Source organism: Streptomyces sp. NPDC055140 (assembly GCF_053607285.1).
Genome location: NZ_JBSGTG010000039.1, coordinates 18584 through 41531, shown reverse-complemented (window position 1 = coordinate 41531; position 22948 = coordinate 18584). Strand labels below are relative to the sequence as shown.

Sequence of the window (22948 nt, the reverse complement as noted above, 5' to 3'; positions counted from 1 at the left end):
CTTACTCCTTGGCTGTTGCCGCCTCTACCGGTCGGGGCTTCAGGGCGGCGCGGCCGGGCAGCGCGGTCGCGCTGAGCGCGAGGAGTCCGGCGGCGGCGACCACGGCCACGTAGACGAGGGGTGTGACGGCGGGGGCGGCGATGCCGGTCATGCCGACGCTGAACGCCGTCAGGACGGCCAGTGCGATACCGCTGCCCAGGGTCGTGCCGATGAACAGCACGGCGAGGGCCTCGGTGCGCAGCATCCTCAGGACTTGACGGCGGGTGGCGCCGGCGAGGCGGAGCATCGCGAACTCCCGGATGCGTTCGGAGACCGACATCGCGAGGGTGTTGACGACGGCGATCGCGGTGAACGCGAGGATCAGGCCCATGGCGAGGAGGTTGACCTCGGCGTTGTCCTGCTGACGTTCGGCCTGCAGGTCGTCGGCCGCCTCGGGGGCGAGAACGCGCAGACCGGGGAACTCCCGGACGGTGCTCGCGAGTTGCTCCTGCGTACGGTTGGTCCTGACGAGTACGGAGGAGGCGAGGGGATTGTCGACGTGCCGGGCCACCAGGTCATGGGCCAGGGTCAGATCGCCGAAGCCGAGACCTTTCGCGTAGACGGCCGCCACGGTGAGGGTGGCCGGTGTGCCGTCCCCGAGTGTCAGCTTCATCCTGCTGCCGGGCTTCAAGTGGAGCTGATCGGCGGCGAGTTCACTGACGGCGACGCCGTCCCGCCGGAAGTCCTTCAGTGATCCCGCGGTGACGTCCGGATCCCACGTACGCGTGAGGCCTTCGCGGGTGACGCCCTGAGCCGGGTACTTGTCGAGTCCTACGCGCACGGTGGTGCGGACGACCTCGGTCGCGACGGTGCCCGTGGCTGTACGGAGCTTGCGTGCGGCAGCGGCGGGGACGCCGGGACCCTGGGCCGCGACGATCCAGTCGGCCCGGATGCCTTCGCGCGCCTGGGCTCGTGCCGCGTTACCCAGGGTCGGCTGGGTGAAGAGGACTGTGCAGGTCATTCCGATGAGGAGGGCGAGCGGGGTGACGGCGGCGGCCATGCGGGCGGCATTGCCGCGGAGGTTGGCGGTGGCCAGCTTGCCGCCGGGCCCGGCGAGGCGCAGCGGTCCGGCCAGGAGGGCCGCTGCGCCCTTCACGAGGAGCGGGCCGAGCAGTGCGACGGAGGAGGCGAGGACGACAACGGCCAGCAAGGTCACGGGAGTTGATGCCGGTTCCGTGCGCAGCACGCTGAGTGCGGCGACGAGGACAGCGCCGCCCGCGAGAAGCGCGATCCCGGCTGCGACGCGACCCCAGGCGGGCCGGACGCGCTCGACCCTGGCCTCCGTGAGTGCTTCGGCCGGGCGGATACGGGCGATGCGCCGGGCGGAGATCCGGGCGGCGGCCCAGGCGCCGAGGAGCGTGGCGCCGACGGCCGCGAACAACGGGAAGACGCTGACGGTCCGTTCGAGGGTCGGCGGCACCGCTCCGAGTTCGACGAAGCGGTGATACAGCCATCCTCCGAGCGGAAGCCCGGCGAGGGAGCCGAGGACGCCCGCCGCGGCGCCGACGATGAGCGCCTCACGGCCCAGGAGCTTGCGGATCTGCCCGGGCGTGGCCGCGATGGCGCGCAACAGGGCGAGTTCGCGGTGGCGTTGCTGAACCGAGAGCGCGAAGGTGCCGACGACGACGAGGACCGCGACGAGGAGGGAGGTGCCGCCCATCGCGCCACCCATGCTGACGAGCTTGATGCGGGCACCCGCCGCGTCGAGGAACTCGACGGGGCCTCGGGCGTCGCCGGTGGTGACCTGGGCGGTCGTGCCGTCGAGCGCCTTGGCGACGGCACGCGCCAGCTCTGCCGGCTTCTGGCCGGGGGCGGGGATGACGCCGAGGGCGGTGACCTGGCCGGGGTGGGCGGCGAGGCGGCGGGCCTCCGAGGTGGTGAAGAACAGGGAGGTCTGGTGGGTCACTGACGCATGCCCGGCGGGCGCGGCGATCCCGGTGACGCGGTAGGTGCGCGGAGCTTGGGTGGACTGGACGGTGAGGCTGGCTCCGGGCGTCAGGTGGGCGCGGTCCGCCAGATCCCGGTCCACGACGAGGTCTTGGGGCTTGGCGGGTGGGGTCCCGGCCGTCAGGGCGTAGGGGGTCAGCGCGGCGGAGTCCCAGGCGTGCCCGTACGCGGGCCTGTCGGGGGCGGCGGCTCCCGGCGCCAGGGGCTGCGCCAGGAAGGTGAGTTCGGGGACGACCCGCTCGACGCCCGGGAGGTCGCGGAGCCGTCCCGCGGTGTCCTGGGGCAGCCAGGCCCGCTCGGCGATGGGTTTGGCCTTGTGCTTGACCTTGGTCTTGCCCTTCTTGTGCTTGACCGTGGTCTTGTGGACGTTCTGGTCGGCGGAGACGACTACGGGGGCGGCCGCGTACCGCTCGGTGCGGATGGTGCCGCGCAGGCCGGTCTCCAGAAGGGTGCCGCAGGCCGTGATGAGAGCGGCCGCGCACATGAGGGCGAGGAAGGCACCGAGGAACCCCCCTTTACGGTCCCGGACGGTGTGCAGTGCGTAGCGCAGCATCATGGTGTGTCCGTCTCTGTGGTGGTGCGGGGGGCCGGGATTTCCTCGGCCGAGGCCTGGCTTCCGTCGACCGGAGCCTGGAGCGCCTGGAGCGCCGGAGCCTGGTGCGCCGGAGCCTGGTGCGTCGGGGCGTCGTCGGCGCGGGCGTCGTCGGCGCGGGTGTCATCAGCGCGGGTGTCATCAGCGCGTGGGCCATCGACGCGTAGGCCATCGGCGCGTGTGCCATCAGCGCGGGCCGGCGCCGGGAAGGCGAGCAGGCGGGTCAGGACGGTGCGTGCGCCGTCCGGGGTCTCGCTGTCGGTGCGCTTGTAACGGTTGAGGAGGGCGATGAACTCCTCGAAGAACGCCCGGAGTTCAGGCAGCGTGAGCCGGATCGTTCCGCGCGAGTAGGGGAAGGCGTCGGCCCACTCCCCCAGGTCCTGCCCCTGCCGCTGGAGCCGCTCGAAGAGTTCGAGGTCGGCGGCGTACGAGAGGTGATTCAACTCGTCCATGACGAGCCGGGTTTCGGGGTTCTGGCGGCTGCGGGGCGGGAAGCGGCGGTCGCCCGGGACGGCTCGCCACCAGCGCTCACGCCCACCCACGCTCCGGCCCTGGGCCAAGCTCTCCTCGGTGAATCCGTAGCGGGCCAGCTCACGCAGGTGGTAGCTGGTGGCGCCGGTGTTGAGCCCGAGGTCGCGGGCCAGCATCGCGGAGGTCGCGGGGCCGTGGAGGGTGAGGTGCTGGAGGATCTGCTGGCGGCGGGGCTGAGCCAGCGCCTTCAGAGCGCTGAGATCGCTCAGCTCCTGGCCGCCGACGGGAGTGGCGGAGCCGGGTTCCGGTGTCATGCGTACACACTCGCCTGTGCACACATCCCTGTGCACTGCGGTGACCAGGCGTCATGAACCGGGGGTTAACCCCACCTGGGTGAGGCCGAGTTCGGCGTCGGACCCCCGTACCGACGCCGCCCTCTCCCTCACCAGGCAGAGCTCAGAAGCCCCTCACCCGGCGGAGATCAGAAACCCACGCACCCGGCGGAGCTCGAAAGCTCCTCACCAGGCGGACGCGGCCGCGATCGCCGCGTCGGCTCGAATACCTTTCACCCGGCCGAGCTCGAAACCCCTCACCAGGGGAAGCTCAGAAATCCCCCGACCAGGCGGAACTCAGAAATCCCCCAGCCCGAGGTCCTCGGTCTCCTCGCCCTCTTCCTCCAGGGCCTGGCGGACCACCCTGAGCGCCATGCCCTCCGGGTATCCCTTGCGGGCGAGCATGCCCGCGAGGCGGCGCAGGCGCTTGTCGCGGTCGAGGCCGCGTGTGGAGCGGAGCTTGCGGGCCACGAGCTCGCGGGCGGTCTCCTCCTCCTGCTCGGAGTCGAGCTGCCCGACGGCCTCGTCGATCACCGCCGAGTCCACCCCCTTGGTCCGCAGCTCCCGGGCGAGCGCCCGCCGGGCCAGCCCCCGGCCGTGATGGCGCGACTCCACCCAGGCGTCCGCGAAGGCGCCGTCGTTGATCAGACCGACCTCCTCGAAGCGGGACAGCACTTCCTCCGCCACCTCATCGGGGATGTCCCGCTTCGCCAGCGCGTCGGCGAGCTGCTTGCGCGTGCGCGGTTGCCCGGTGAGCAGGCGCAGGCAGATGCCGCGCGCCCGCTCCGCCGGGTCCGCGGGCGGCTCCCCCTTCTCGGCCCTCGACGAGGACGGGGAGCCGCTGTCCTGTTGCCCTCCGGCCGCTTCGCCGAAGCCGCCGCGCCGCCGACGGCCACGGCTGCGCCCGCCACCACGGGTACCGCCACCGCCACGTGCCCCGTCGCCGTCACTCGATCCGTCGCCGTCACACGGCACCCCGTGCCCGTCCGGGTCACCCGGGCCCCCGTCGCCCAGGTCCGTCGGGGAGGCGGGGTGGGCGTGATCGGCCCAGTCGGTTCGTCGCGTCACGGACTAGCTCTTGGCCGCCGCGGCCTTGGACTTGGTGGCCTTGCCCGCGGGTGCGGGCACCGTCTTGGCCGCATCCTCGGCGGGGGTGGCACCCGCCGCGTCGGCACCGGGCTCGGCCGTGGGCGCCTCCGGCTTCACACCGACGCCCAGCTTCTCCTTGATCTTCTTCTCGATCTCGTTGGCCAGGTCGGGGTTGTCCTTCAGGAAGTTGCGCGCGTTCTCCTTGCCCTGGCCGAGCTGGTCGCCCTCGTACGTGTACCAGGCGCCGGCCTTGCGCACGAAGCCGTTCTCCACGCCCATGTCGATCAGGCCGCCCTCGCGGCTGATGCCATGGCCGTAGAGGATGTCGAACTCGGCCTGCTTGAAGGGCGGCGCGACCTTGTTCTTGACGACCTTGACGCGCGTGCGGTTACCGACCGCGTCGGTGCCGTCCTTCAGCGTCTCGATGCGGCGGATGTCGAGTCGCACCGAGGCGTAGAACTTCAGCGCACGGCCACCGGTCGTCGTCTCCGGGGAGCCGAACATCACGCCGATCTTCTCGCGCAGCTGGTTGATGAAGATCGCGGTGGTCTTCGACTGGTTGAGCGCGCTGGTGATCTTCCGGAGCGCCTGGCTCATCAGGCGGGCCTGCAGACCCACGTGCGAGTCGCCCATCTCGCCCTCGATCTCCGCGCGCGGCACCAGGGCGGCGACGGAGTCGATGACGATCAGGTCGAGCGCGCCGGAGCGGACCAGCATGTCGACGATCTCGAGCGCCTGCTCACCGTTGTCCGGCTGGGACAGGATGAGGTTGTCGATGTCGACGCCGAGCTTCTTCGCGTACTCGGGGTCCAGCGCGTGCTCGGCGTCGATGAAGGCCACCGAGCCGCCGGCCTTCTGGGCGTTCGCCACGGCGTGCAGCGTCAGGGTCGTCTTACCGGAGGACTCCGGGCCGTACACCTCCACCACACGGCCCCGCGGCAGGCCGCCGACGCCGAGGGCCACGTCGAGCGCGGTCGACCCGGTGGGGATGACCTCGATGGGCTCATTCGGCCGCTCGCCCATGCGCATCACTGCGCCCTTGCCGAATTGCCGTTCAATCTGTGCGAGCGCGGCGTCGAGCGCCTTCTCGCGGTCAGTTCCTGCCATGGGTTCCACCCGATTTGCTTGAGTCGATCGCTTCACGTCAAAGACGCTAACGCCTGCCACTGACAATCGGCCTCGACGCCCGTCCGCCTGTGGATAACTCGAGGCTCACAGCCCTGCCACTCTCACCGAAATCCCCGAAAACACTGGGGAGAGAGCCGCCGGACACTCCATAAGAATGGATGTTCGATTTTGGTGTCAAGCGCACCACGCGCACCAGGCGCCCTGTGATGCGGGGCTCGTAGACTCCAGGGCTCCCCGAGGCGGCTCCGGGGCACTCCGAGGCCTGGAGGTCCGTAGATGCCCTTGCTTCTGCGCCTCAGGACCGCGGTGCTGTCCGTCCTTGTCATCCTCTCTCTGGCAGGGTGCGGACGGGATACGAGCGACTCCGGGAAGGCCTCGCCCAGGCCCGCTTCGCCCACGCCGGCTCAGCACCGACCTTCCGCTGGGCACCCTGGGGACGGACCCGGCCTTCGCGAGCCTTCTTGAGCCCCGCCCGACAGCCCTCCGAAGCCCGGGCCATCACCGGCAGCCCCGCGGATCCCGGCCTGCTGCCCGGCGGCTACTCCCCCCGGCGTACGAGCGGTGCCTTCGGCCGGGGGACGACGGCACGGTCCCCGATCGCGAGGCTTGTGCCATGGAGAACGCGCAGAACCGCCGCCCGGTCCGGCGCCCCGGCGTCGTCGCCACGCTCGCCTCCCTGGCGCTGCTCGCGCTGTCGATCGTCGGCCAGATCACGGCCGGCGCCGACCACCCCGCCGTGCCGCCCGGCATCGTCATCCCGGTGGTGGTCGCCGCGCTGTTGGCCTGGCGGCCGAACCGCTGGACCGCCGGGCTCGCCCTGGCCGTCGGCGCGTTCATCGGCGTCGGCGCCGTCGTCACCCCCAACACCGGCGACCACCTCTCCTCGGGCGACTCACTCCTCATCGCGTCCGCTCCGGCCGAGCTCCTCGCCCTTGCCGGCATGGTCGTGGCCGGTGCCGTGTCCGTGCTCCGGTTCGACCGCCCAAAGGAGGTGCGCGTCTGATGTCCTCGCCCACCACAGCCACCCCCCTGCCGGGCCCGGCACGCCCCGCCCTGACCGGCGCGGTGCGCGACCTGTGGCGCGCCGCCCGCCCCTCCGAGCGCCTCTGCTACGCCACCGGCGCAGTTCTGACCCTCTCCGGCCTCGCCCACCTGCTGGTCTTCGCGGTCGACGGAGGGCCGTGGGACGGACCTGTCTCGTGGCGCAAACCGGTCACGTTCGGCGTCTCCTTCGGCCTGACGCTGATCGCGCTCACCTGGGTCACGTCGTATCTGCGGATCGGCGCCCGCACCAGGAACGTCCTGCTCGTCGTGTTCGCCGCCGACTGTGTCCTGGAGGTCGGCGGGATCACCCTCCAGGCATGGCGGCGGGTGCCGTCGCATCTCAACATGGAGTCCGGCTTCGACACCGCCGTGTCCATGTCCCTCGCGGTGGGCGGCGGGATCCTGGTCGTGCTGCTCTCCGTGTTCGCGGTCGCCTCGTTCCGGCGCCGCCCGTCGGGGCCCACGGGGATGCCGCTCGCACTGCGGTCCGGGTTCGCGATTCTGCTCGTCGCGCTGGCGTCCGGCGCCGCGATGATCGCGCGCGGGGTGATCCTCACGAAGACCGGCCACCAGGAGGCGGCCTACCACTCGACCGCGCCCCTCAAGCCGCTGCACGGCGTCAGCCTGCACGCCGTACTCGTCCTGCCCGCGCTGGCCTGGCTGATGTCCCGTACGGCATGGAACGAGAGGACCAGGAACGGCGTGATGCGCGGTGCGGTCGCCTGCTACGCGGCCGCCGTCGCCGCCGCCGGGATCTGGGCGGCGATCACTTACTGAGCGCGCTCGGTCGGTAGCCGTCTACCGGGAGTCGTCCCGCGTATCGTCCCCATCCGCCTCGGGGCCCTGCTCCACTTCGGCCCGCGGATCGTCCGGCCTGCGCAGGGCGGCCCGCATGCGCGCGAGGAGGGACGCACCGGATCTGGTGCGGTGACCGTGCACCCGGGGGTCGTCCGTGACGTCGTAGCGCTTCACGTACGCCCCGAGGAAGGCCTGCAGCGTCGCCACCGCGGGGATGGCGATCAGCGCGCCGACCGCGCCGAGGAGCGCCGTGCCCGCGATGACGGAGCCGAAGGCGACCGCCGGGTGGATGTCCACGGTCTTCGCGGTCAGCTTGGGCTGGAGCACATAGTTCTCGAACTGCTGGTAGACGACCACGAAGATCAGCACCCACAGCGCGTACCAGGGGTCGACCGTGAAGGCGATCAGCATCGGCAGGGCGCCCGCCAGATACGTGCCGATGGTCGGGATGAACTGGGACACCAGGCCGACCCAGACGGCGAGCACGGGCGCGTAGGGCACGCCCAGGGCCACGAGCAGGATGTAGTGCGCGATCCCGGAGATCAGTGCCATCAGGCCGCGCGAGTAGAGATAACCGCCGGTCTTGTCGACCGCGATCTCCCAGGCGCGCAGCACCTCCGCCTGCTTGGCGGGCGGCAGCACCGAGCACAGCGCGCGCCGGAGCCGGGGGCCGTCGGCGGCGAAGTAGAAGGAGAACAGCAGTATCGTCAGCAGCCGGAACAGGCCTCCGAGGACCTGCCCCGACACGTCAAGGACGCCGCTCGCGCTGTTCTGCACGTACTTCTGGAGCCAGTCGGAGTGGAGCAGGCTGTCCTGGACGGCGACCCTGTTCAGCTCCGTGTGGAACGTCTGGTTGATCCAGTTGATCACCGAGTCGAGGTAGTCGGGAAAGTCCTCGACCATGCTGACGATCTGGCCCGCGAGCATCGAGCCGAGCAGGACCACGAAGCCCGCGCCGGCGATCATGACGCCCAGGAAGACGATCCCGGTGGCCATCCCCCGGCGTATGCCGCGCCCGGCCATCCAACTGACGGCAGGCTCCACGGCGAGCGCCAGGAAGAACGCGATCAATACGTTGATCAACAGCCCGGTGAGCTGGTGGAACGCCCAACTGCCCAGCTGGAAACAGGCGAGGAGGGCCAAGGCGAGCACCATGGCGCGCGGCAGCCAGCCCGGCATCCGCGCACGCGCACTCGCGGCCCCGCCCCCAGGGGGCGTCCGGCCGGGCGGAGAGGCGTCGGATATCGCCTGCAAGGTCTCGTCTGTGGGTGCCACGGAGCCAGTCTCGCCCACGCCACCGACAGCCGGTCACCGCCCCCGCTCGTTCGAGCAGGTCAGCGGTTCTCCGACGGAACATTCATCGTGCCGCACACCGCACGCCACACGTCCTTCGCCTCCCAGCCGGCGTCGAGCGCCTCGTGCACGGTGCGCCCACCGAGTTCCGTCATCACATGATCACGCGCGAATGTGTCGGCGTAGCCAGGACCGAAGTGATCCGCCATCCGCTGCCAGAAGACCGTCAACCGCATGACACCAGTATCCCGCCCCTGAGAGTGCAGCCCGGCACGGAAGGCTCACCGAGAACGCTTTCCGTCCTACGGTCGGTGCATGGCCGAAAACGGAGCATCCCCACTCCCTCAGACCAGCTCGGCGCCCTCCCCGCTCTCCCGTGCCGAGCACTTCGTCTGGCTGACCGCGCGCGTGCTGGAACAGCGACGCTTCGCCTACCACTTCCTCGGCGCGGGCCGGGCGGGCGCAGACGCCGTCGAGACCGCCCTCTCCGCCTACCGCAACGAGGACGAGGGCTACGGCCACGCCCTCGAACCCGATCTCCGCGGCCCGGTGAGCCAGCCCCTGCACATCGGGCAGGCGCTCCGTGTCCTCGACTCGATCGGCCGCTGCAGCGGCCAGCGGGTGGAGCGCGTGTGCCGCTACCTGACGTCCGTGTCGACCGCCGAGGGTGCTCTCCCGGCGATCCAGCCCAGCCAGCGTGGCTACCCGTGCGCGCCCTTCGTGCCGGTGGTGGACGACCCGCCGAGCGAGCTGCTCGCCACGGGCCCCGTGGTTGGCCTGCTGCACCGCAACCAGGTGTGGCACGCGTGGCTGTTCCGGGCGACCGACTTCTGCTGGGCCGCGGTCGAGTCCCTGAAGAAGTCCCATCCCTACGAGATCGAGGCGGCCGTGGCCTTCCTGGACGGCGCCCCCGACCGCTCGCGCGCTGAGGCGGCCGCCGACCGGCTCGGCCGGCTCGTGCGCGAGCAGCGGCTAGCGCTGCTCGATCCCGGGCGGCCGGAGGCGTACCCCGTAGCGCCCGGGTACGCGCCGGGTGAGCACCACCTTCCGCACGACTACGCGAAGACTCCGGAGTCGCTGGCGCGCGCGTGGTTCACGGATGAGGAGATGGCGCACTCGCTGGACTTCCTCGCGGGCGAGCAGCAGGACGACGGCGGGTGGCCGATCCGCTGGCGCCAGTGGGCTCCGGTGGTCGCGCTGGAGGCGCGCCCCGTGGTGACGGTCGAGGCGCTGCGCACGCTGCGGGCATACGGGCGGCCCATCGCCTGACGCCTTCGTGGGCGGCGCCTCAGGAGGCGTCCACCGCGTCCCTCAGTAGAAGCGCGGCGATGGCGAGTGCCGTCCCGCGCGGAGCCGACAGGTCGATGCCCGTCTGCTCGCCGATGCGTGCGAGCCGGTTGTCGACCGTGTTGGGATGCAGGCCGAGCGCGGCGGCTGTCGCCCTGCGGTCCTGTTGGTGGGCGAGATGGGTGCGCAGGGTCTCCAGGAGTTCGGGCCGGCCGGCCACGGGGTCCAGGAGGGCCGCTATGCGGTGGCTCGTCTCGCTGGGACGGGACAGGTGGTACTCCAGGAGCACGTCGTCCAGGCGGTGCAGCCCGGCCGGGATGCCGCACGCGCGCGTGATGCGCAGGATCTCGGTGGCGGTGCGGGCCGCCGCGGTCACCTCCTCAGGGCCGGCCGCCTGCACCGCGGCCACCCGGACCTCGAACCCGCCGGCCTTGGCGAGACGGCCGGCCAGATCGTCGGGGGCCGGGCAGTCCTTGGGCACGATGACCCGACCGCCGTCGGCCTCCAGGAGCGCGAGCACCTCCACTCCGAAGGTGTGGTCCAGGGCGCTCTGCAGCCGACGCAGCCTGCGCCGCACGGCGACCGGCCCCTCGGCGGGATCCCCGTCGAGGCCGAGGGCCAGTACGAGAGCGGGCCCTTCGAGGCGGAGCTGGTCCAGGAGGACGTGCCCGGGCGGGACCATCCCGTCGAGCAGGCCGCGTACAAGGGAGCGGACCTGGGCCCGCTGCTCGGCCTCCAGGGCGGACCGCTCGTCGAGATACGTCTCGGCCACGGCGCCCACGATGCCCGGGTGCGACTGCAGCAGTACGTCGACGAGCTCGACCAGCGCGCCTTCCTCTCCGGGGCCCGCGACGTCGCGCAAGGCCTGCCACAGGACGTACAGACCATGCGCGTAGGTGCGCAGGAGGAGGTGCAGCGGCATGCCCTCCTCGGCCCGCTGAGCGGCGCGCTCGCGGAACAGCCGGTTACTGCCGGGCTGTGCCAGGTCCGGCTCGCTGACACGTCGCAAGAAGAGCCGTACGCCGTGCCGGGCGGTCGCGGCGACCTCCAAGTCCTTCACATCATCCGGGAGTTCGGCGTATCCGGGCAGTTCCTCGAACGCCTCGCGAGCCATGCGGCGGGCAAGTTCGTTGACTCTCGGTTCGCAGCGCGCGGCCAGGGAGCGGGCTTCGGGCGACAGGGCCACTGTTCCTCCATTCCCCCATGGACATGGACGGGCACTGCGTTTGTGACGCGTCACATTACCCACGGGCGGGACGTGTGACGCGAGGCGGTGTTCGATCTCACATCGGGGGCCGAAACTCGTGGCCGTGGCGATCGACCGCACTGCACACGAGGAGCCGAGGACATGACCGGACACAAAGAGCAGGACCACGCCCAGCACTCCGCGTACGGCTCGTACGGCGACTACATCGATCGGGTCTGGCAGGGCACCGAGACGCTGCTGCCTCACCTGACGGGCACGTACTCCGGGAGTGAACTGGTGCGTCTGCGTGACCGCGTGGGCTTCTTCCCGGCGTTCGCCAACGTGGCCGCCTTCGACACTGGCGACGGCGTGGTCCTCGTCGACTCGGGCGACTTCCGTACGGCGGCCCAACTGCACGAGGCTGTTTCCGGGTTCGGCGCGGGACCGGTGCGCTCCGTGGTGTACACGCACGGTCACGTGGACCACGTCTTCGGAGTGGGCCCCTTCGACCAGGAGGCCGACAACAGCGGCGGCCCGCGTCCCGAGGTGATCGCCCACGAGGCCGTCCCCGCGCGGTTCGACCGCTACATCAGTACGGCGGGTTACAACTCCTGGATCAATCGCCGGCAGTTCGGAGTGCCCTCCCTGGAGTGGCCCACCACGTACCGCTATCCGGACGTCGTCTACAGGGACCGGCTGACCGTGCGGCGCGGGGAGCTGACGTTCGAGCTCGTGCACGCGCGCGGGGAGACCGACGACCACACCTACGTATGGATCCCCGAACTCAGGACGCTGTGCACGGGCGACCTGTTCATCTGGAACACGCCTAACGCGGGCAACCCCCAGAAGGTGCAGCGCTATCCGGAGGACTGGGCGCGCGCCCTGCGCGCGATGCAGGAGCTCGGCGCCGAACTCCTGCTGCCTGGACACGGCGTTCCCGTCGTCGGCTCCCGCCGCGTGCACCAGGCTCTCGACGACACCGCGCGCCTCCTGGAGTCGCTGTGCGAGCAGACCAGGGAGCTGATGAACGCGGGCCACCGCCTCGACGCGGTCATCCACGGGGTGCAGGTCCCCGAGGAGCTGCTGGCGAAGCCGTACCTCCACCCGGCCTACGACGAGCCGGAGTTCGTCGTACGCAACCTGTGGCGCCTGTGGGGCGGCTGGTACGACCAGAACCCCGCGCACCTCAAGCCCGCCCCGGAGGCGGACGTCGCGGCAGAGTTGGCACGCGCGGCGGGCGGGGCGTCCGCACTGGCGCTCCGCGCCTCCGAGCTGCTCGCCGCCGGGGAGCTGCGCCTCGCCTCGCATCTGGCGGAGACCGCGGCCCTAGCCGCGCCCGCCGACCAGGAGGTGGCACGCGTGCGTGCCGATGTGTTCGCACGGCGCGCCCTCCAGGAGACGTCGACCATGGCGCGAGGTGTCTTCCGCTGGGCCGCGGCCGAATCGGCGGCCGTCGCCGCCGGCACGGACGTGCAGACGGAGTTGACGCGCTCCCCGGAGGGACGCAGGCGGGCCGAAGGGGCGATCAGCGTCGGTGTGGTCGACGACGAAGACGGCTGCTGCTGATGATCCGGGCGTGGCGCACCACGTGGCTGCTGCTTGCCTTCATGCTCGTGAACTTCGCGGACAAGGCCGTGCTCGGGCTCGCGGGCCCGGAGATCCGGGCGGACTTCGGCATCACGCGGCAGGAGTTCGGCACGGCGCAGTCGGCGTTCTTCGCACTGTTCTCGCTGGCCGCGCTCGGCGTCTCGGCCCTCACACGGCGCGTGCGGACGACGACCCTCCTGCTGGTGCTCGCGCTGCTGTGGTCGGCGGCGCAACTGCCGATGCTGTGGGGAGCGGCGGGGTTCGGCACGCTCCTGGCCACGCGCGTGCTCCTCGGTGCGGCGGAGGGGCCCGCCTCCCCCGTCGCCATGCACCACGTCCACGGCTGGTTCCCGCAGCGTGAGCGGGCCCTGCCCACAGCGGTCCTGCTGGTCGGCGCGGCGGCCGGAGTGGCCGTCGCCTCGCCGGTGCTCACCTGGGTGATCACGCACTGGGGCTGGCGCTGGTCGTTCGGTGTCGTCGGTCTGGCGGGTCTTCTGTGGGCCGTCTGCTGGCGGCTGTGGGGCGCGGACGGGCCGCTGGCCCCGCCGCTCACCAGGAAGCCGTCCGAGGCCGCGGAGCGGACGTCCACGACAGACACAGTGCCGTTGCGCGCCATCCTGCTCTCCGGCACGTTCCTGACCGCCGCGTTCGGCTCGTTCGCCGCCTACTGGTCGATGAGCACCATGCTGACGTGGGCACCCGACTACCTGGAGAGCGTCGTCGGCTGGGACCTTCACCAGGCAGGCACGATGGTCGGCCTGGGTGCCCTCGCCAACGGGGCGGTCATCCTCGGCCACGGTCTGATCGCCCAGCGCTCCGCCCGCAGGAGCACACCCCGGCGCCTGCCCCCAGGGTCCGGTGCGGGTCTTCTCGTCACCGTCGCGGGCTGCGCCACCGCCGTGTACGGCACGACGGACTCCCTGGCGGTCAAGGTGCCCATGATGCTCGGCCCCATGGCGCTCGCCATGGTGATGCTGACCGTGGCATCCACGGCCTGTGCCCGCATCGCTCCTCCGGCCCAACGCGGTGTCGTCCTCGGCACCTTGACCTTCGTCTACGCGCTGGGCGGCATCCTGTCGCCCCTCGTGCTCGGCGGCATGGTGGACCACGCCCGGACGGTGTCGGCCGGCTACGAAGAGGGCTGGCTCCTCACCGCCGGGCTGCTGGTGACAGCGGGGGGCCTGGCGGCGCTCTTCTGCCGCCCGGAGACAACGGCCCGGCGACTCGGCCTACCGGAACCCGAGGCGGGGTCGGTGCCGCAGGTGCCGGTGGCGCACTGAGTGCGGGTGGCAGGTGTGCACGGGGTCCACGCGCGCGTGGGGGCTCATCCCGTGACGGCACGCAGCCCGGCCGTGACCACGACGGCTGCCGCGACGACGACCAGGAACGGCGCGCGCAGGATCAGCGCGACCGCCGCCGCGGCCAGCCCGGCCGCCTTTGCGTCGAGAACGAGCGTGGTGCCGTCGGCGAAGGTCTGCTGGGCCGTGAGCGCGGCCAGCAGGGCCACGGGGAGCAGCGCCGCCAGTCGTCGGACCAGTGGCCGTTCCAGGACACCGGCGGGCACGAGAAGGCCGATGAGCTTGACGGCGTAGCAGCCGACTGCGGTCACCGCGACCGCGATCCAGATGTTCATCGGCCCTCTCCCTGTCGGCCGTCGGCCTTCCGCGGGTCCTCTTGTGGGTTCTGTCCGGTCGCTCTCCGTGCCGCCCGGCGCCCCTCTGCGTAGAGCACGGCCGGCGCGGCAAACGCGGCCACCAGGACAGGGACACCGGCCGGCAGAACAGGCAGCAGCCCGAGACCGAGGATGACGGCGATACCGGCCACGGCCCGTTCCGTGGATGTACGCAGCATCGGCGCGAGCAGCGCCAGGAAGACCGCGGGTCCGGCCGCGTCGAGCCCCCAGGCGTCGGTGTCCCCGATGGCCTCCGCGCCGAGCGCCCCGAGCAGGGTCGTGAGGTTCCACAGCACGTACAGGGTCAGTCCCGTGACGGTGAAGCCGATACGGGCGCTGCGGCGCGTGGGCTGGGCGAGCGAGACGGCGGTGGTCTCGTCGATGACCCAGTGCGCGGCGAAGGGGCGCACCACACGCGGGAGGGCGAGCAGCTGGGACAGGCGCAGCCCGTAGAACGAGTTGCGCACGCCGAGGAAGAAGGCGCCCGCAGCGGCGGTGAGCGGGTTGCCGCCGGCCGCGATCGCGCCCACGAGGGCGAACTGCGAGGCCCCGGTGAACACGAGCAGGCTGAGCGCGCAGGTCTGGAGCACGGTGAGGCCGCTGCCGGCCGAGGTCACACCGAAGGCGAACCCGGAGAGTCCGACGGCGACGCCGACCCCGAGCGCGTCCCGGACGACGGCGGAATCGGCCTTCTCAGGCCTTCCGTCGCCGGGCCGCCCTGCTTGCCCGTCCCGTGCTGATCCGGCGCGTATCGCCGCGGATGTTGTCTGTTCTGCCACGCCTGTGACGGTACGAGGGAGCGCGCGGCCGGGTCTTGTACGTTCTTGCGCTCCCGCTGGTAGGCGCCGGGCGGTACGCCGACGATCCGCGTGAAGTGCCGGTTCAGGTGCGGCTGGTCAGTGAAGCCGACCGTCACGGCGGCGTCGGCAGGTGCCGTCCCGCCGTCCAGGAGGCGGCGGGCGGCCCGCACGCGCGCGTCGGTGAGCCAGGTGTGCGGCGGCATCCCGTACGCGTCCCTGAAGGCACGCAGCAGGGCGAACGGGCTGGTGCCGAGTTCCGTGGCGAGGGCCTCCAGCGACGGCGGCTGTGCCATCCGCTCGGCGAGCACGGCACGCGCGCGTGCCGCGATCGTGGCGCCGGCGGACCGCATGGGGCGCGCGGTCATGGGCTGCCCGTGATCGCGCAGCAGCCGGGCGACCACGATGCGCAGCAAGCTGTCGGCGGCAAGCGCGTTGCCCTCCTCCGCCGCGCGGTGCACCTCGCGGATGAGGTGGGCCGCGTGCGGGTCACCGACGATCGGTTCGGCGAACGCCGCCGTCCCGCGAACCGACGTGGTCTCGCCGGCGATCTCCGCTATGACATCGGCCGACGGATAGAGCGTGTGGTACGCCCAGCCGTCAGGCTCCCCGGCCCGCGCGGTGTGCGCCACCTCGGGGTTGATCATGACGACGGTGCCGGGTCCCGCGTGCACCGTGCCGGTCGGCAGTCCCACGTCCTCGATGCCGCTGGTGACCGCGCCGAAGACGTACCCGTCGTGGCTGTGGCGGGGGAAGGTGTGGCGGACGTAGCGCGCCCGCAGCAGGTCGAGGCCCGGCAGCTGTTCGTAGCGCCAGTGCCTGGCCCATTCCTTCGTTCCCGACCCCGCCATGTGTTCCATTCTGCGCCACGAACGGGCCGCATCGCCCGGCGCCGGGGTCCGGGCGCGGAGCGTTTGCGCAGGTCCGGGCCATTGTCAGTGGGGAGGTGCACGATGGGTGCATGGTCAGGTCCGCACGCAGCCCGCTCGACGGTTTCTCCCCCGCGACCCGCAGTTGGTTCACGGGGGCGTTCTCCGCGCCCACGTCCGCGCAGGCCGGGGCATGGCAGGCCATCGGCGAGGGCTCGGACGTGCTGGTCGTCGCGCCGACGGGTTCCGGCAAGACCCTGGCCGCGTTCCTGGCCGCCCTGGACCAGCTGGCGTCGGCGCCGCCACCGGCCGACCCGAAGAAGCGCTGCCGCGTCCTGTACATCTCGCCCCTCAAAGCCCTCGCGGTCGACGTGGAGCGCAATCTGCGCAGCCCGCTCACCGGCATCCGGCAGGAGTCGGCGCGCCTGGGACTGCCCGAGCCCGAGGTGAAGGTCGGCATCCGCTCCGGGGACACTCCCCCGGCCGAGCGCCGCGCCCTGTCGACCCGGCCGCCGGACATTCTGATCACGACGCCCGAATCGCTGTTCCTGATGCTCACGTCCGCCGCGCGTGACGCGCTCACGGGCATCGAGACGGTGATTCTCGACGAGGTGCACGCGGTCGCGGGCACCAAGCGCGGCGCCCATCTCGCACTGTCCCTGGAGCGGCTCGACGAGCTGCTGCCCCGGCCCGCCCGCCGGATCGGCCTGTCCGCGACGGTCCGTCCTGTCGACGAGGTGGCGCGTTATCTGTCGCCGCAGCGCAAGGTGGAGATCGTCCAGCCGCGCTCGGGCAAGGAGTTCGACCTCTCGGTGGTCGTCCCCGTGGAGGACCTGGGCGAGCTCGGCGGCTCGCCCGTCGCCGACTCCGACCAGGCCGCGGAGCGGCCGTCCATCTGGCCGCATGTCGAGGAGCGCATCGCCGACCTGGTCCAGTCGCACCGCTCGACGATCGTCTTCGCCAACTCCCGCCGGCTGGCCGAGCGCCTGTGCAACCGGCTGAACGAGATCGCGTACGAGCGGGCGACGGGCGAAACCCTCCCCGAGGACCACGCACCGGCCGAGCTGATGGGCGGCTCGGGCGCGGCGAACGGAGCGCCGGTGGTCATCGCCCGCGCCCACCACGGATCGGTCTCCAAGGAGCAGCGCGCCCTCGTCGAGGAGGACCTGAAGGCGGGCCGGCTGCCCGCCGTGGTCGCCACGTCCAGCCTCGAGCTGGGCATCGACATGGGCGCGGTGGACCTCGTCGTCCAGGTGGAGTCCCCGCCCTCCGTGGCGTCCGGCCTCCAGCGCGTGGGCCGTGCGGGACACCAGGTGGGCGCGGTCTCCACAGGCGTCGTCTTCCCGAAGTACCGGGGCGACCTCGTCCAGGCGGCCGTGGTCACCGAGCGGATGCGCACAGGCTCCATCGAGTCGCTCCGCATCCCCGCCAACCCCCTGGACGTGCTGGCCCAGCAGCTCGTCGCGATCACGGCGCTCGACTCCTGGCAGGTGGACGACCTGCTCGCGCTCGTCCGCCGCGCGGCGCCCTTCGCGTCGCTGCCGGAGTCCGCGTTCACCGGCGTCCTCGACATGCTCGCCGGGCGCTATCCCTCCGACGCTTTCGCCGAGCTGCGTCCACGCGTGGTGTGGGACCGCATCGCCGGCACGATCACCGGACGCCCCGGTGCCCAGCGCCTGGCCGTCACCTCCGGGGGCACGATCCCGGACCGCGGCCTCTTCGGGGTGTTCCTCGCCGGATCCGACCCCAAGAAGGGCGGCGGCCGGGTAGGCGAGCTCGACGAGGAGATGGTCTACGAGTCCCGGGTGGGCGACGTGTTCACCCTCGGTACGAGTTCCTGGCGCATCGAGGACATCACGCGCGACCGCGTACTGGTCTCCCCCGCGCCCGGCGTCCCGGGCCGACTCCCGTTCTGGAAGGGCGACCAGCTCGGCCGGCCACTCGAACTGGGACGCGCGGTGGGCGCGTTCCTGCGCGAGGTCGGCTCCCTGTCCCCGGAGGACGCCCGGCTCCGGCTGCTCACGGCGGGCCTCGACGCATGGGCCGCAGACAATGTGCTGGCCTATCTGTCCGAGCAGCGCGAGGCCTGCGGCCACATCCCGGACGACCGCACCATCGTGGTCGAGCGGTTCCGTGACGAGCTGGGTGACTGGCGGGTCGTCGTGCACTCCCCCTTCGGCGCGCAGGTGCACGCTCCCTGGGCGCTCGCTCTCGGGGCCAGGCTGGGCGAGAAGTACGGCATGGACGCCCAGGTCATGCACGCCGACGACGGCATCGTGCTACGCCTTCCCGACGCCGATCTCATGAGCCTCGACCTCCTGGACCAGGAGCCCTCCAAGGCCGGTTCGGAGTACGACGCCGACCAGGCCCCCCTAGGGGCCGCCGACGTCGCCTTCGACAAGGGCGACGTCAGCCAGATCGTCACCGACCAGGTCGGCGGCTCGGCCCTGTTCGCCGCCCGCTTCCGCGAGTGCGCGGCCCGCGCCCTGCTGCTGCCCCGGCGCAACCCCGGCAAGCGCACCCCCCTGTGGCAGCAGCGCCAGCGCGCCTCCCAGCTCCTCCAGGTGGCCAGCGAGTTCGGCTCGTTCCCGATCGTCCTCGAAGCCGTACGGGAGTGCCTCCAGGACGTCTTCGACGTGCCCGGCCTCGCCGAGCTGATGGGTGACATCGAGTCCCGCAAGGTCCGCCTCGTCGAGGTGACCACCCCGGAGGCCTCCCCGTTCGCCCGCTCCCTCCTGTTCGGCTACGTCGCCCAGTTCCTGTACGAGGGCGACTCGCCGCTCGCCGAGCGGCGTGCTGCGGCTCTGTCGCTGGACTCGCGGCTGCTCGCCGAACTGCTCGGCCAGGCCGAGCTGCGCGAGCTCCTCGACGCTGACGTGCTCGCCGAACTGGAGCAGGAACTCCAGTGGCGCACGGACGACCGCCGCATCAAGGATGTCGAGGGCGTCGCTGACCTGTTGCGCGTCCTCGGGCCGCTCACGGACGCCGAGTTGGCGGAGCGGGGCGCCGATCCGGGGTGGGCCTCGGAGCTGGCGTCCGCCCGCCGAGCCATCCGGGTCCGTATCGCGGGAGCCGACCACTGGGCGGCGATCGAGGACGCGGGCCGGCTGCGGGACGCGCTCGGCACAGCGCTGCCAGTCGGCGTACCCGAGGCCTTCACGGAGCCCGTCAAGGATCCCCTGGGCGACCTTCTGGCCCGGTACGCGCGCACGCACGGCCCGTTCACCTCCGCCGCGGCCGCCACCCGCTTCGGTCTCGGCGCGGCCGTCACGGACGGCGCCCTGCAACGCCTGGCGGCGAACGGGCGGGTAGTGCAAGGCGAGTTCCATCCGGCAGGCATCGGCCAGGAGTGGTGCGACGCGACGGTGCTCCGCCGTCTGCGCCGGCGTTCGCTCGCGGCCCTGCGGCACGAGCTTGAGCCGGTCCCGCCCGCCGCCCTCGCCCAATTCCTGCCCCAGTGGCAGCACTTGGGCGGGCACGGGCTGCGCGGTGTGGACGGTCTGGTGCGTGCCGTCGAGCAGTTGCAGGGCGCGTCCGTACCGGCGTCCGCCCTGGAGAAACTTGTCCTGCCGTCCCGGGTCTCGGGCTACGCGCCCGCGATGCTCGACGAACTCACGGCGTCGGGCGAGGTCGTGTGGGCGGGCGCGGGTTCCCTGCCCGGCAAGGACGGCTGGGTCTCCCTGTACCTGGCCGACACGGCACCCCTCCTGCTCCTCGCGCCGCACCCCCTGGAGCTCACCGCTCTCCACCAGTCCGTCCTGGACACACTCTCCGGTGGTTACGGTCTGTTCTTCCGCCAGATCGCCGACCAGGTCCGTGCGACGACGCACCCCGATGCCACCGATCCCCAACTGGCGGACACGCTCTGGGATCTGGCCTGGTCCGGGCGACTCACGAACGACACGCTGGCCCCGATGCGCTCGCTCCTGGGGTCGGGCCGCACCGCGGGATCCACGGCTCATCGCGCCCGCCGCGCGATCCCGCGCGGGCGCTACGGAGGCCTCACCACCGCCGCGCGGACCGCCTCCCGATCGGGCCCGCCGACCGTCGCGGGCCGCTGGTCGCTGCTGCCCACAGTCGACCCCGACCCGACGGTGCGCGCCCACGCCCTGGCCCGTACGCTCCTCGACCGGCACGGCGTGGTGACCCGGGGCGCCGTCGCCGCGGAGGGCGTGGAGGGCGGCTTCTCCGCGGTGTACCGCATCCTGTCCGCCTTCGAGGAGAGCGGCCAGGCCCGGCGGGGGTACGTCGTCGAAGGCCTCGGCGCCGCGCAGTTCGCGATGGACGGCGCGGTGGACCGCCTGCGCGCGGCCGCGAACGCCCGCGACCGTGGCGACGCCCCGCCCGACCCCTACGCAGGACCGCCGGGCCCGCTCGCGAACCCCACGACCGACCCGTCGCCGGCCTGGGACCCCTCACGGTCCACGGCCACCGAACCACACGCCGTCCCGGACTTCCCCCCGGACTTTCCCCCGGGCGCCGTCCCGGACTTCGCGGAACACGACGCCTGGCCCGCACCCGGCCACCCCGGCTCCGGCCCCGGTCGCGCCCCACGCCGCCGCAGAGCCGCTTCCAGAGCCGTCGTCCTCGCCGCCGCCGACCCGGCGAACGCCTATGGGGCGGCCCTGCCCTGGCCCGACTCCCCCACCGGCGCCGGACACAAGCCGGGCCGCAAGGCGGGCTCCCTGGTCGTACTCGTCGACGGCGAGCTGACCCTGTACATGGAGCGCGGCGGCAAGACCCTGCTCGCCTGGCCCGCATCCGAAGGTGACGCCGGCGCGCTCACCGCCGCCGACATGGCCGAGGACTCCCGGCTGCCCGCCGCAGCGGAGGCACTGGCCGACGCCGCCAAGGCGGGCTCCCTCGGCACGATCACCGTGGAGCGGATCAACGGCTCAGCCGCTCTGACCTCCCCGTTCTCGTCCCTCCTGGAAACCGCCGGCTTCCACGCGACCCCGCGAGGCCTACGCCTGCGCGCGTAGCCCCGACCCGTCACCGAACACGCCCACCCCAGCCCCCACCACCTCGCCCCGAGCCCGCACCGACCCACCCCCACCCACCCCTCCCGCCATGCCGGCCCACGCCGCCCCCCACCTCAGCGACCCGTGCCACCCTTGACCCATGCCCGAAGGAGACACCGTCCTGCAGACCGCGCAGCGTCTGCACACCGCCCTCGCGGGCCAGGTGCTCATCCGCTCCGACCTGCGCGTCCCCCGCTTCGCCACGGCCGACCTGACCGGCCGCACCGTCCTCGACGTCACCCCGCGCGGCAAGCACCTCCTCACCCGCATCGAGGGCGGCCTCACCCTGCACTCGCACCTCCGCATGGACGGCTCCTGGAAGGTGTACGCACCGGGCGAGCGGTGGACAGGTGGCCCCGGCCACCAGATCCGCGCGGTCCTCGGCAACGCCACCCGCACCGCAGTGGGCTACCGCCTCCCCGTCCTCGAACTCCTGCGCACGGCCGACGAGAACAAGGTGGTCGGCCACCTAGGCCCCGACCTGCTCGGCCCGGACTGGGACGCCGGCACAGCCCTCCGCAACCTCCTCCGCGATCCGGCCCGCCCCCTCGGCGAGGCGCTCCTCGACCAGCGCAATCTCGCGGGCATCGGCAACGTCTACAAGTCCGAGCTGTGCTTCCTCCTCCAGGTCACCCCATGGCTGCCTGTCGGCGACCTCCCCGACGAAACCGCCGCCCGCCTCCCCGAGCTCGCCAAGAAGCTCCTCGAAGCCAATCGCGACCGCCCCGCGCGCGTCACCACCGGCAGCGGCCGCCCCGGCCAGCGGCTCTACGTCTACGGCCGGGCGCCTCGCCCCTGCCTGCGCTGCCGCACCCCGATCCGCGTGGCAGACCAGGGCGACGGCTCCCGCGAACGCCCCACCTACTGGTGCCCCTCCTGCCAACACGGCCCGGCCCCGCGGCCGTACGCCAAGCAGCCCCCGCCCACCGGATGACACGGCCTCATCAGATAGCCCGTACACGCTAATTGACGACCCGTCAGAAATGCTCGTACGGTCCCCTCATGCCCGTCACCGCGTACGACCTCACCGGACGCACCGCATTCGTCACCGGCGCCGCGAGCGGCATCGGACGCGCCTCCGCCCTGCTCCTGGCCGACGCCGGAGCCACTGTGCACTGCGCCGACCGCGACGCGCAGGGCCTGCACGAGACGGCGACGCTGATCAAGACAAGGGGAGGCACGGCCCGCACGCACCCCCTCGACGTCGCGGACCGCACCCAGCTCGCAGAGGCGGTGGCGGCGGCCGTCGACGCGACGGGCCGCCTCGACGTCATGGCCGCGATCGCCGGGATCATGCACAGCAGTCCCGTCCTGGAGACCCGCGACGAGGACCTCGACCGCGTCCTCGGCATCAATTTCAAGGGCGTGCTGTACGCCTGCCAGGAGGCCGCCCGCGCCATGATCGCGACGGGCACACGCGGCAGCATCGTCACGATGGCGTCGGGGGCCGTGGACACCGGCGGCCCCGGACTGCTCTGCTACGGCGTCTCGAAGGCCGCCGTCGTCCAGCTGACGAAGACCCTGGCGACCGAGGTCGGCCCGCAGGGCATCCGCGTCAACGCGGTCGCGCCCGGCTGGATCCGTACGCCCATGACCGGCCGGCACGACGCGTCGGAGCAGTCGCACACCGAGGCCCTGATGGTCCGGATGTCCCCGCTGGGCCGCGTGGGCGAGGCGGACGACATCGCGCACGCCGTCCTGCATCTGGCATCGGACGCGTCATCGTTCACGACGGGCCAGATCCTCCGCCCGAACGGCGGCGTCGCCATGCCCTGGTAAGCCACCTGCCCGCGCCC

Annotated in this window: 17 protein-coding genes and 1 pseudogene; 8 read left to right on the top strand and 10 right to left on the bottom strand. The window is 72.3% G+C overall.

Going from position 1 to position 22948, the window contains the following annotated elements; all coding sequences use genetic code 11:
* Position 1 precedes the first annotated feature (1 nt).
* From ACWFR4_RS41925 to recA, 4 genes are all read right to left on the bottom strand, one after another.
* Positions 2-2542 (bottom strand): FtsX-like permease family protein, encoded by a 2541-nt coding sequence (locus tag ACWFR4_RS41925; RefSeq protein ID WP_453656805.1) that lies wholly within the window; start codon positions 2540-2542, stop codon positions 2-4.
* Positions 2539-3363, bottom strand: a complete 825-nt coding sequence (locus ACWFR4_RS41920) for an ArsR/SmtB family transcription factor (RefSeq protein WP_453656804.1) — start codon at positions 3361-3363, stop codon at positions 2539-2541. The genes ACWFR4_RS41925 and ACWFR4_RS41920 overlap by 4 nt, the downstream gene beginning before the upstream one ends.
* Before the next feature lie 315 nt (positions 3364-3678).
* Positions 3679-4449, bottom strand: coding sequence for a recombination regulator RecX (gene recX, locus ACWFR4_RS41915; RefSeq protein ID WP_453458599.1), 771 nt, complete (start codon positions 4447-4449; stop codon positions 3679-3681).
* A gap of 3 nt (positions 4450-4452) precedes the next feature.
* The gene (recA, locus tag ACWFR4_RS41910) at positions 4453-5577 is read right to left on the bottom strand and encodes a recombinase RecA (protein ID WP_453458602.1); all 1125 of its coding nucleotides are present in this window, start codon (positions 5575-5577) and stop codon (positions 4453-4455) included.
* Positions 5578-6211: 634 nt separating this feature from the next.
* Between recA and ACWFR4_RS41905 the strand changes: the two genes are divergently transcribed.
* Both ACWFR4_RS41905 and ACWFR4_RS41900 read left to right on the top strand, forming a co-directional pair.
* Complete coding sequence (locus ACWFR4_RS41905) at positions 6212-6601, top strand: hypothetical protein (protein WP_453656803.1); 390 nt, start codon at positions 6212-6214, stop codon at positions 6599-6601.
* A complete protein-coding gene (locus ACWFR4_RS41900) occupies positions 6601-7419 on the top strand; it encodes a hypothetical protein (protein ID WP_453458607.1) in 819 nt (272 codons plus the stop codon). The genes ACWFR4_RS41905 and ACWFR4_RS41900 overlap by 1 nt, the downstream gene beginning before the upstream one ends.
* Before the next feature lie 21 nt (positions 7420-7440).
* Here ACWFR4_RS41900 and ACWFR4_RS41895 read toward each other — a convergent pair whose 3' ends face one another.
* Both ACWFR4_RS41895 and ACWFR4_RS41890 read right to left on the bottom strand, forming a co-directional pair.
* Positions 7441-8715 (bottom strand): AI-2E family transporter, encoded by a 1275-nt coding sequence (locus ACWFR4_RS41895; RefSeq protein ID WP_453656802.1) that lies wholly within the window; start codon positions 8713-8715, stop codon positions 7441-7443.
* Between the two features lie 59 nt (positions 8716-8774).
* Positions 8775-8969, bottom strand: coding sequence for a DUF3046 domain-containing protein (locus tag ACWFR4_RS41890; RefSeq protein ID WP_116509123.1), 195 nt, complete (start codon positions 8967-8969; stop codon positions 8775-8777).
* A gap of 79 nt (positions 8970-9048) precedes the next feature.
* Between ACWFR4_RS41890 and ACWFR4_RS41885 the strand changes: the two genes are divergently transcribed.
* Complete coding sequence (locus ACWFR4_RS41885) at positions 9049-10002, top strand: hypothetical protein (RefSeq protein WP_453656801.1); 954 nt, start codon at positions 9049-9051, stop codon at positions 10000-10002.
* Between the two features lie 19 nt (positions 10003-10021).
* On the opposite strand, the gene ACWFR4_RS41880 is transcribed toward ACWFR4_RS41885, so the two are convergent.
* Positions 10022-11206 carry a PucR family transcriptional regulator gene (locus ACWFR4_RS41880; RefSeq protein WP_453656800.1) on the bottom strand — a complete coding sequence of 395 codons (1185 nt, stop codon included), beginning with the start codon at positions 11204-11206 and terminating at the stop codon, positions 10022-10024.
* A 162-nt stretch (positions 11207-11368) separates the two neighbouring features.
* On the opposite strand from ACWFR4_RS41880, the gene ACWFR4_RS41875 reads away from it, so the two are divergent.
* Positions 11369-12772, top strand: coding sequence for an alkyl sulfatase dimerization domain-containing protein (locus ACWFR4_RS41875; RefSeq protein ID WP_453656799.1), 1404 nt, complete (start codon positions 11369-11371; stop codon positions 12770-12772).
* Complete coding sequence (locus ACWFR4_RS41870; protein ID WP_453656798.1) at positions 12772-14073, top strand: MFS transporter; 1302 nt, start codon at positions 12772-12774, stop codon at positions 14071-14073. The genes ACWFR4_RS41875 and ACWFR4_RS41870 overlap by 1 nt, the downstream gene beginning before the upstream one ends.
* Positions 14074-14117: 44 nt before the next feature.
* Here ACWFR4_RS41870 and ACWFR4_RS41865 read toward each other — a convergent pair whose 3' ends face one another.
* From ACWFR4_RS41865 to ACWFR4_RS41855, 3 genes and pseudogenes are all read right to left on the bottom strand, one after another.
* Positions 14118-14426, bottom strand: coding sequence for an AzlD domain-containing protein (locus ACWFR4_RS41865; protein WP_227297675.1), 309 nt, complete (start codon positions 14424-14426; stop codon positions 14118-14120).
* The gene (locus tag ACWFR4_RS41860; RefSeq protein WP_453656814.1) at positions 14423-15217 is read right to left on the bottom strand and encodes an AzlC family ABC transporter permease; all 795 of its coding nucleotides are present in this window, start codon (positions 15215-15217) and stop codon (positions 14423-14425) included. Before ACWFR4_RS41860 ends, ACWFR4_RS41865 begins: the two co-directional genes overlap by 4 nt.
* Before the next feature lie 140 nt (positions 15218-15357).
* Positions 15358-16113: pseudogene (locus ACWFR4_RS41855) on the bottom strand (AraC family ligand binding domain-containing protein); the annotation flags it as partial.
* Between the two features lie 110 nt (positions 16114-16223).
* Between ACWFR4_RS41855 and ACWFR4_RS41850 the strand changes: the two are divergent.
* The 3 genes from ACWFR4_RS41850 to ACWFR4_RS41840 all read left to right on the top strand — a co-directional run bounded on the left by ACWFR4_RS41850 (position 16224) and on the right by ACWFR4_RS41840 (position 22931).
* Complete coding sequence (locus ACWFR4_RS41850; RefSeq protein WP_453656797.1) at positions 16224-21113, top strand: ATP-dependent helicase; 4890 nt, start codon at positions 16224-16226, stop codon at positions 21111-21113.
* Positions 21114-21252: 139 nt separating this feature from the next.
* On the top strand, positions 21253-22086 hold the full coding sequence (locus ACWFR4_RS41845; RefSeq protein WP_453458627.1) for an Fpg/Nei family DNA glycosylase: 834 nt from the start codon (positions 21253-21255) through the stop codon (positions 22084-22086).
* 68 nt (positions 22087-22154) lie between these two features.
* Entirely contained in the window at positions 22155-22931 is a 777-nt protein-coding gene (locus tag ACWFR4_RS41840; protein WP_376264634.1) for an SDR family NAD(P)-dependent oxidoreductase, read from the top strand.
* The last annotated feature ends 17 nt before the right edge of the window (positions 22932-22948 follow it).

Excerpts from the sequence above, each read along its gene's own strand:
- ACWFR4_RS41845 (WP_453458627.1), top strand. The coding sequence starts at position 21,253 with ATGCCCGAAGGAGACACCGTCCTGCAGACCGCGCAGCGTCTGCACACC.
- ACWFR4_RS41875 (WP_453656799.1), top strand. The coding sequence starts at position 11,369 with ATGACCGGACACAAAGAGCAGGACCACGCCCAGCACTCCGCGTACGGC.
- ACWFR4_RS41925 (WP_453656805.1), bottom strand. The coding sequence starts at position 2,542 with ATGATGCTGCGCTACGCACTGCACACCGTCCGGGACCGTAAAGGGGGG.
- ACWFR4_RS41900 (WP_453458607.1), top strand. The coding sequence starts at position 6,601 with ATGTCCTCGCCCACCACAGCCACCCCCCTGCCGGGCCCGGCACGCCCC.
- ACWFR4_RS41885 (WP_453656801.1), top strand. The coding sequence starts at position 9,049 with ATGGCCGAAAACGGAGCATCCCCACTCCCTCAGACCAGCTCGGCGCCC.
- ACWFR4_RS41905 (WP_453656803.1), top strand. The coding sequence starts at position 6,212 with ATGGAGAACGCGCAGAACCGCCGCCCGGTCCGGCGCCCCGGCGTCGTC.
- ACWFR4_RS41865 (WP_227297675.1), bottom strand. The coding sequence starts at position 14,426 with ATGAACATCTGGATCGCGGTCGCGGTGACCGCAGTCGGCTGCTACGCC.
- ACWFR4_RS41870 (WP_453656798.1), top strand. The coding sequence starts at position 12,772 with ATGATCCGGGCGTGGCGCACCACGTGGCTGCTGCTTGCCTTCATGCTC.
- ACWFR4_RS41920 (WP_453656804.1), bottom strand. The coding sequence starts at position 3,363 with ATGACACCGGAACCCGGCTCCGCCACTCCCGTCGGCGGCCAGGAGCTG.
- ACWFR4_RS41850 (WP_453656797.1), top strand. The coding sequence starts at position 16,224 with ATGGTCAGGTCCGCACGCAGCCCGCTCGACGGTTTCTCCCCCGCGACC.
- ACWFR4_RS41840 (WP_376264634.1), top strand. The coding sequence starts at position 22,155 with ATGCCCGTCACCGCGTACGACCTCACCGGACGCACCGCATTCGTCACC.
- recA (WP_453458602.1), bottom strand. The coding sequence starts at position 5,577 with ATGGCAGGAACTGACCGCGAGAAGGCGCTCGACGCCGCGCTCGCACAG.
- ACWFR4_RS41890 (WP_116509123.1), bottom strand. The coding sequence starts at position 8,969 with ATGCGGTTGACGGTCTTCTGGCAGCGGATGGCGGATCACTTCGGTCCT.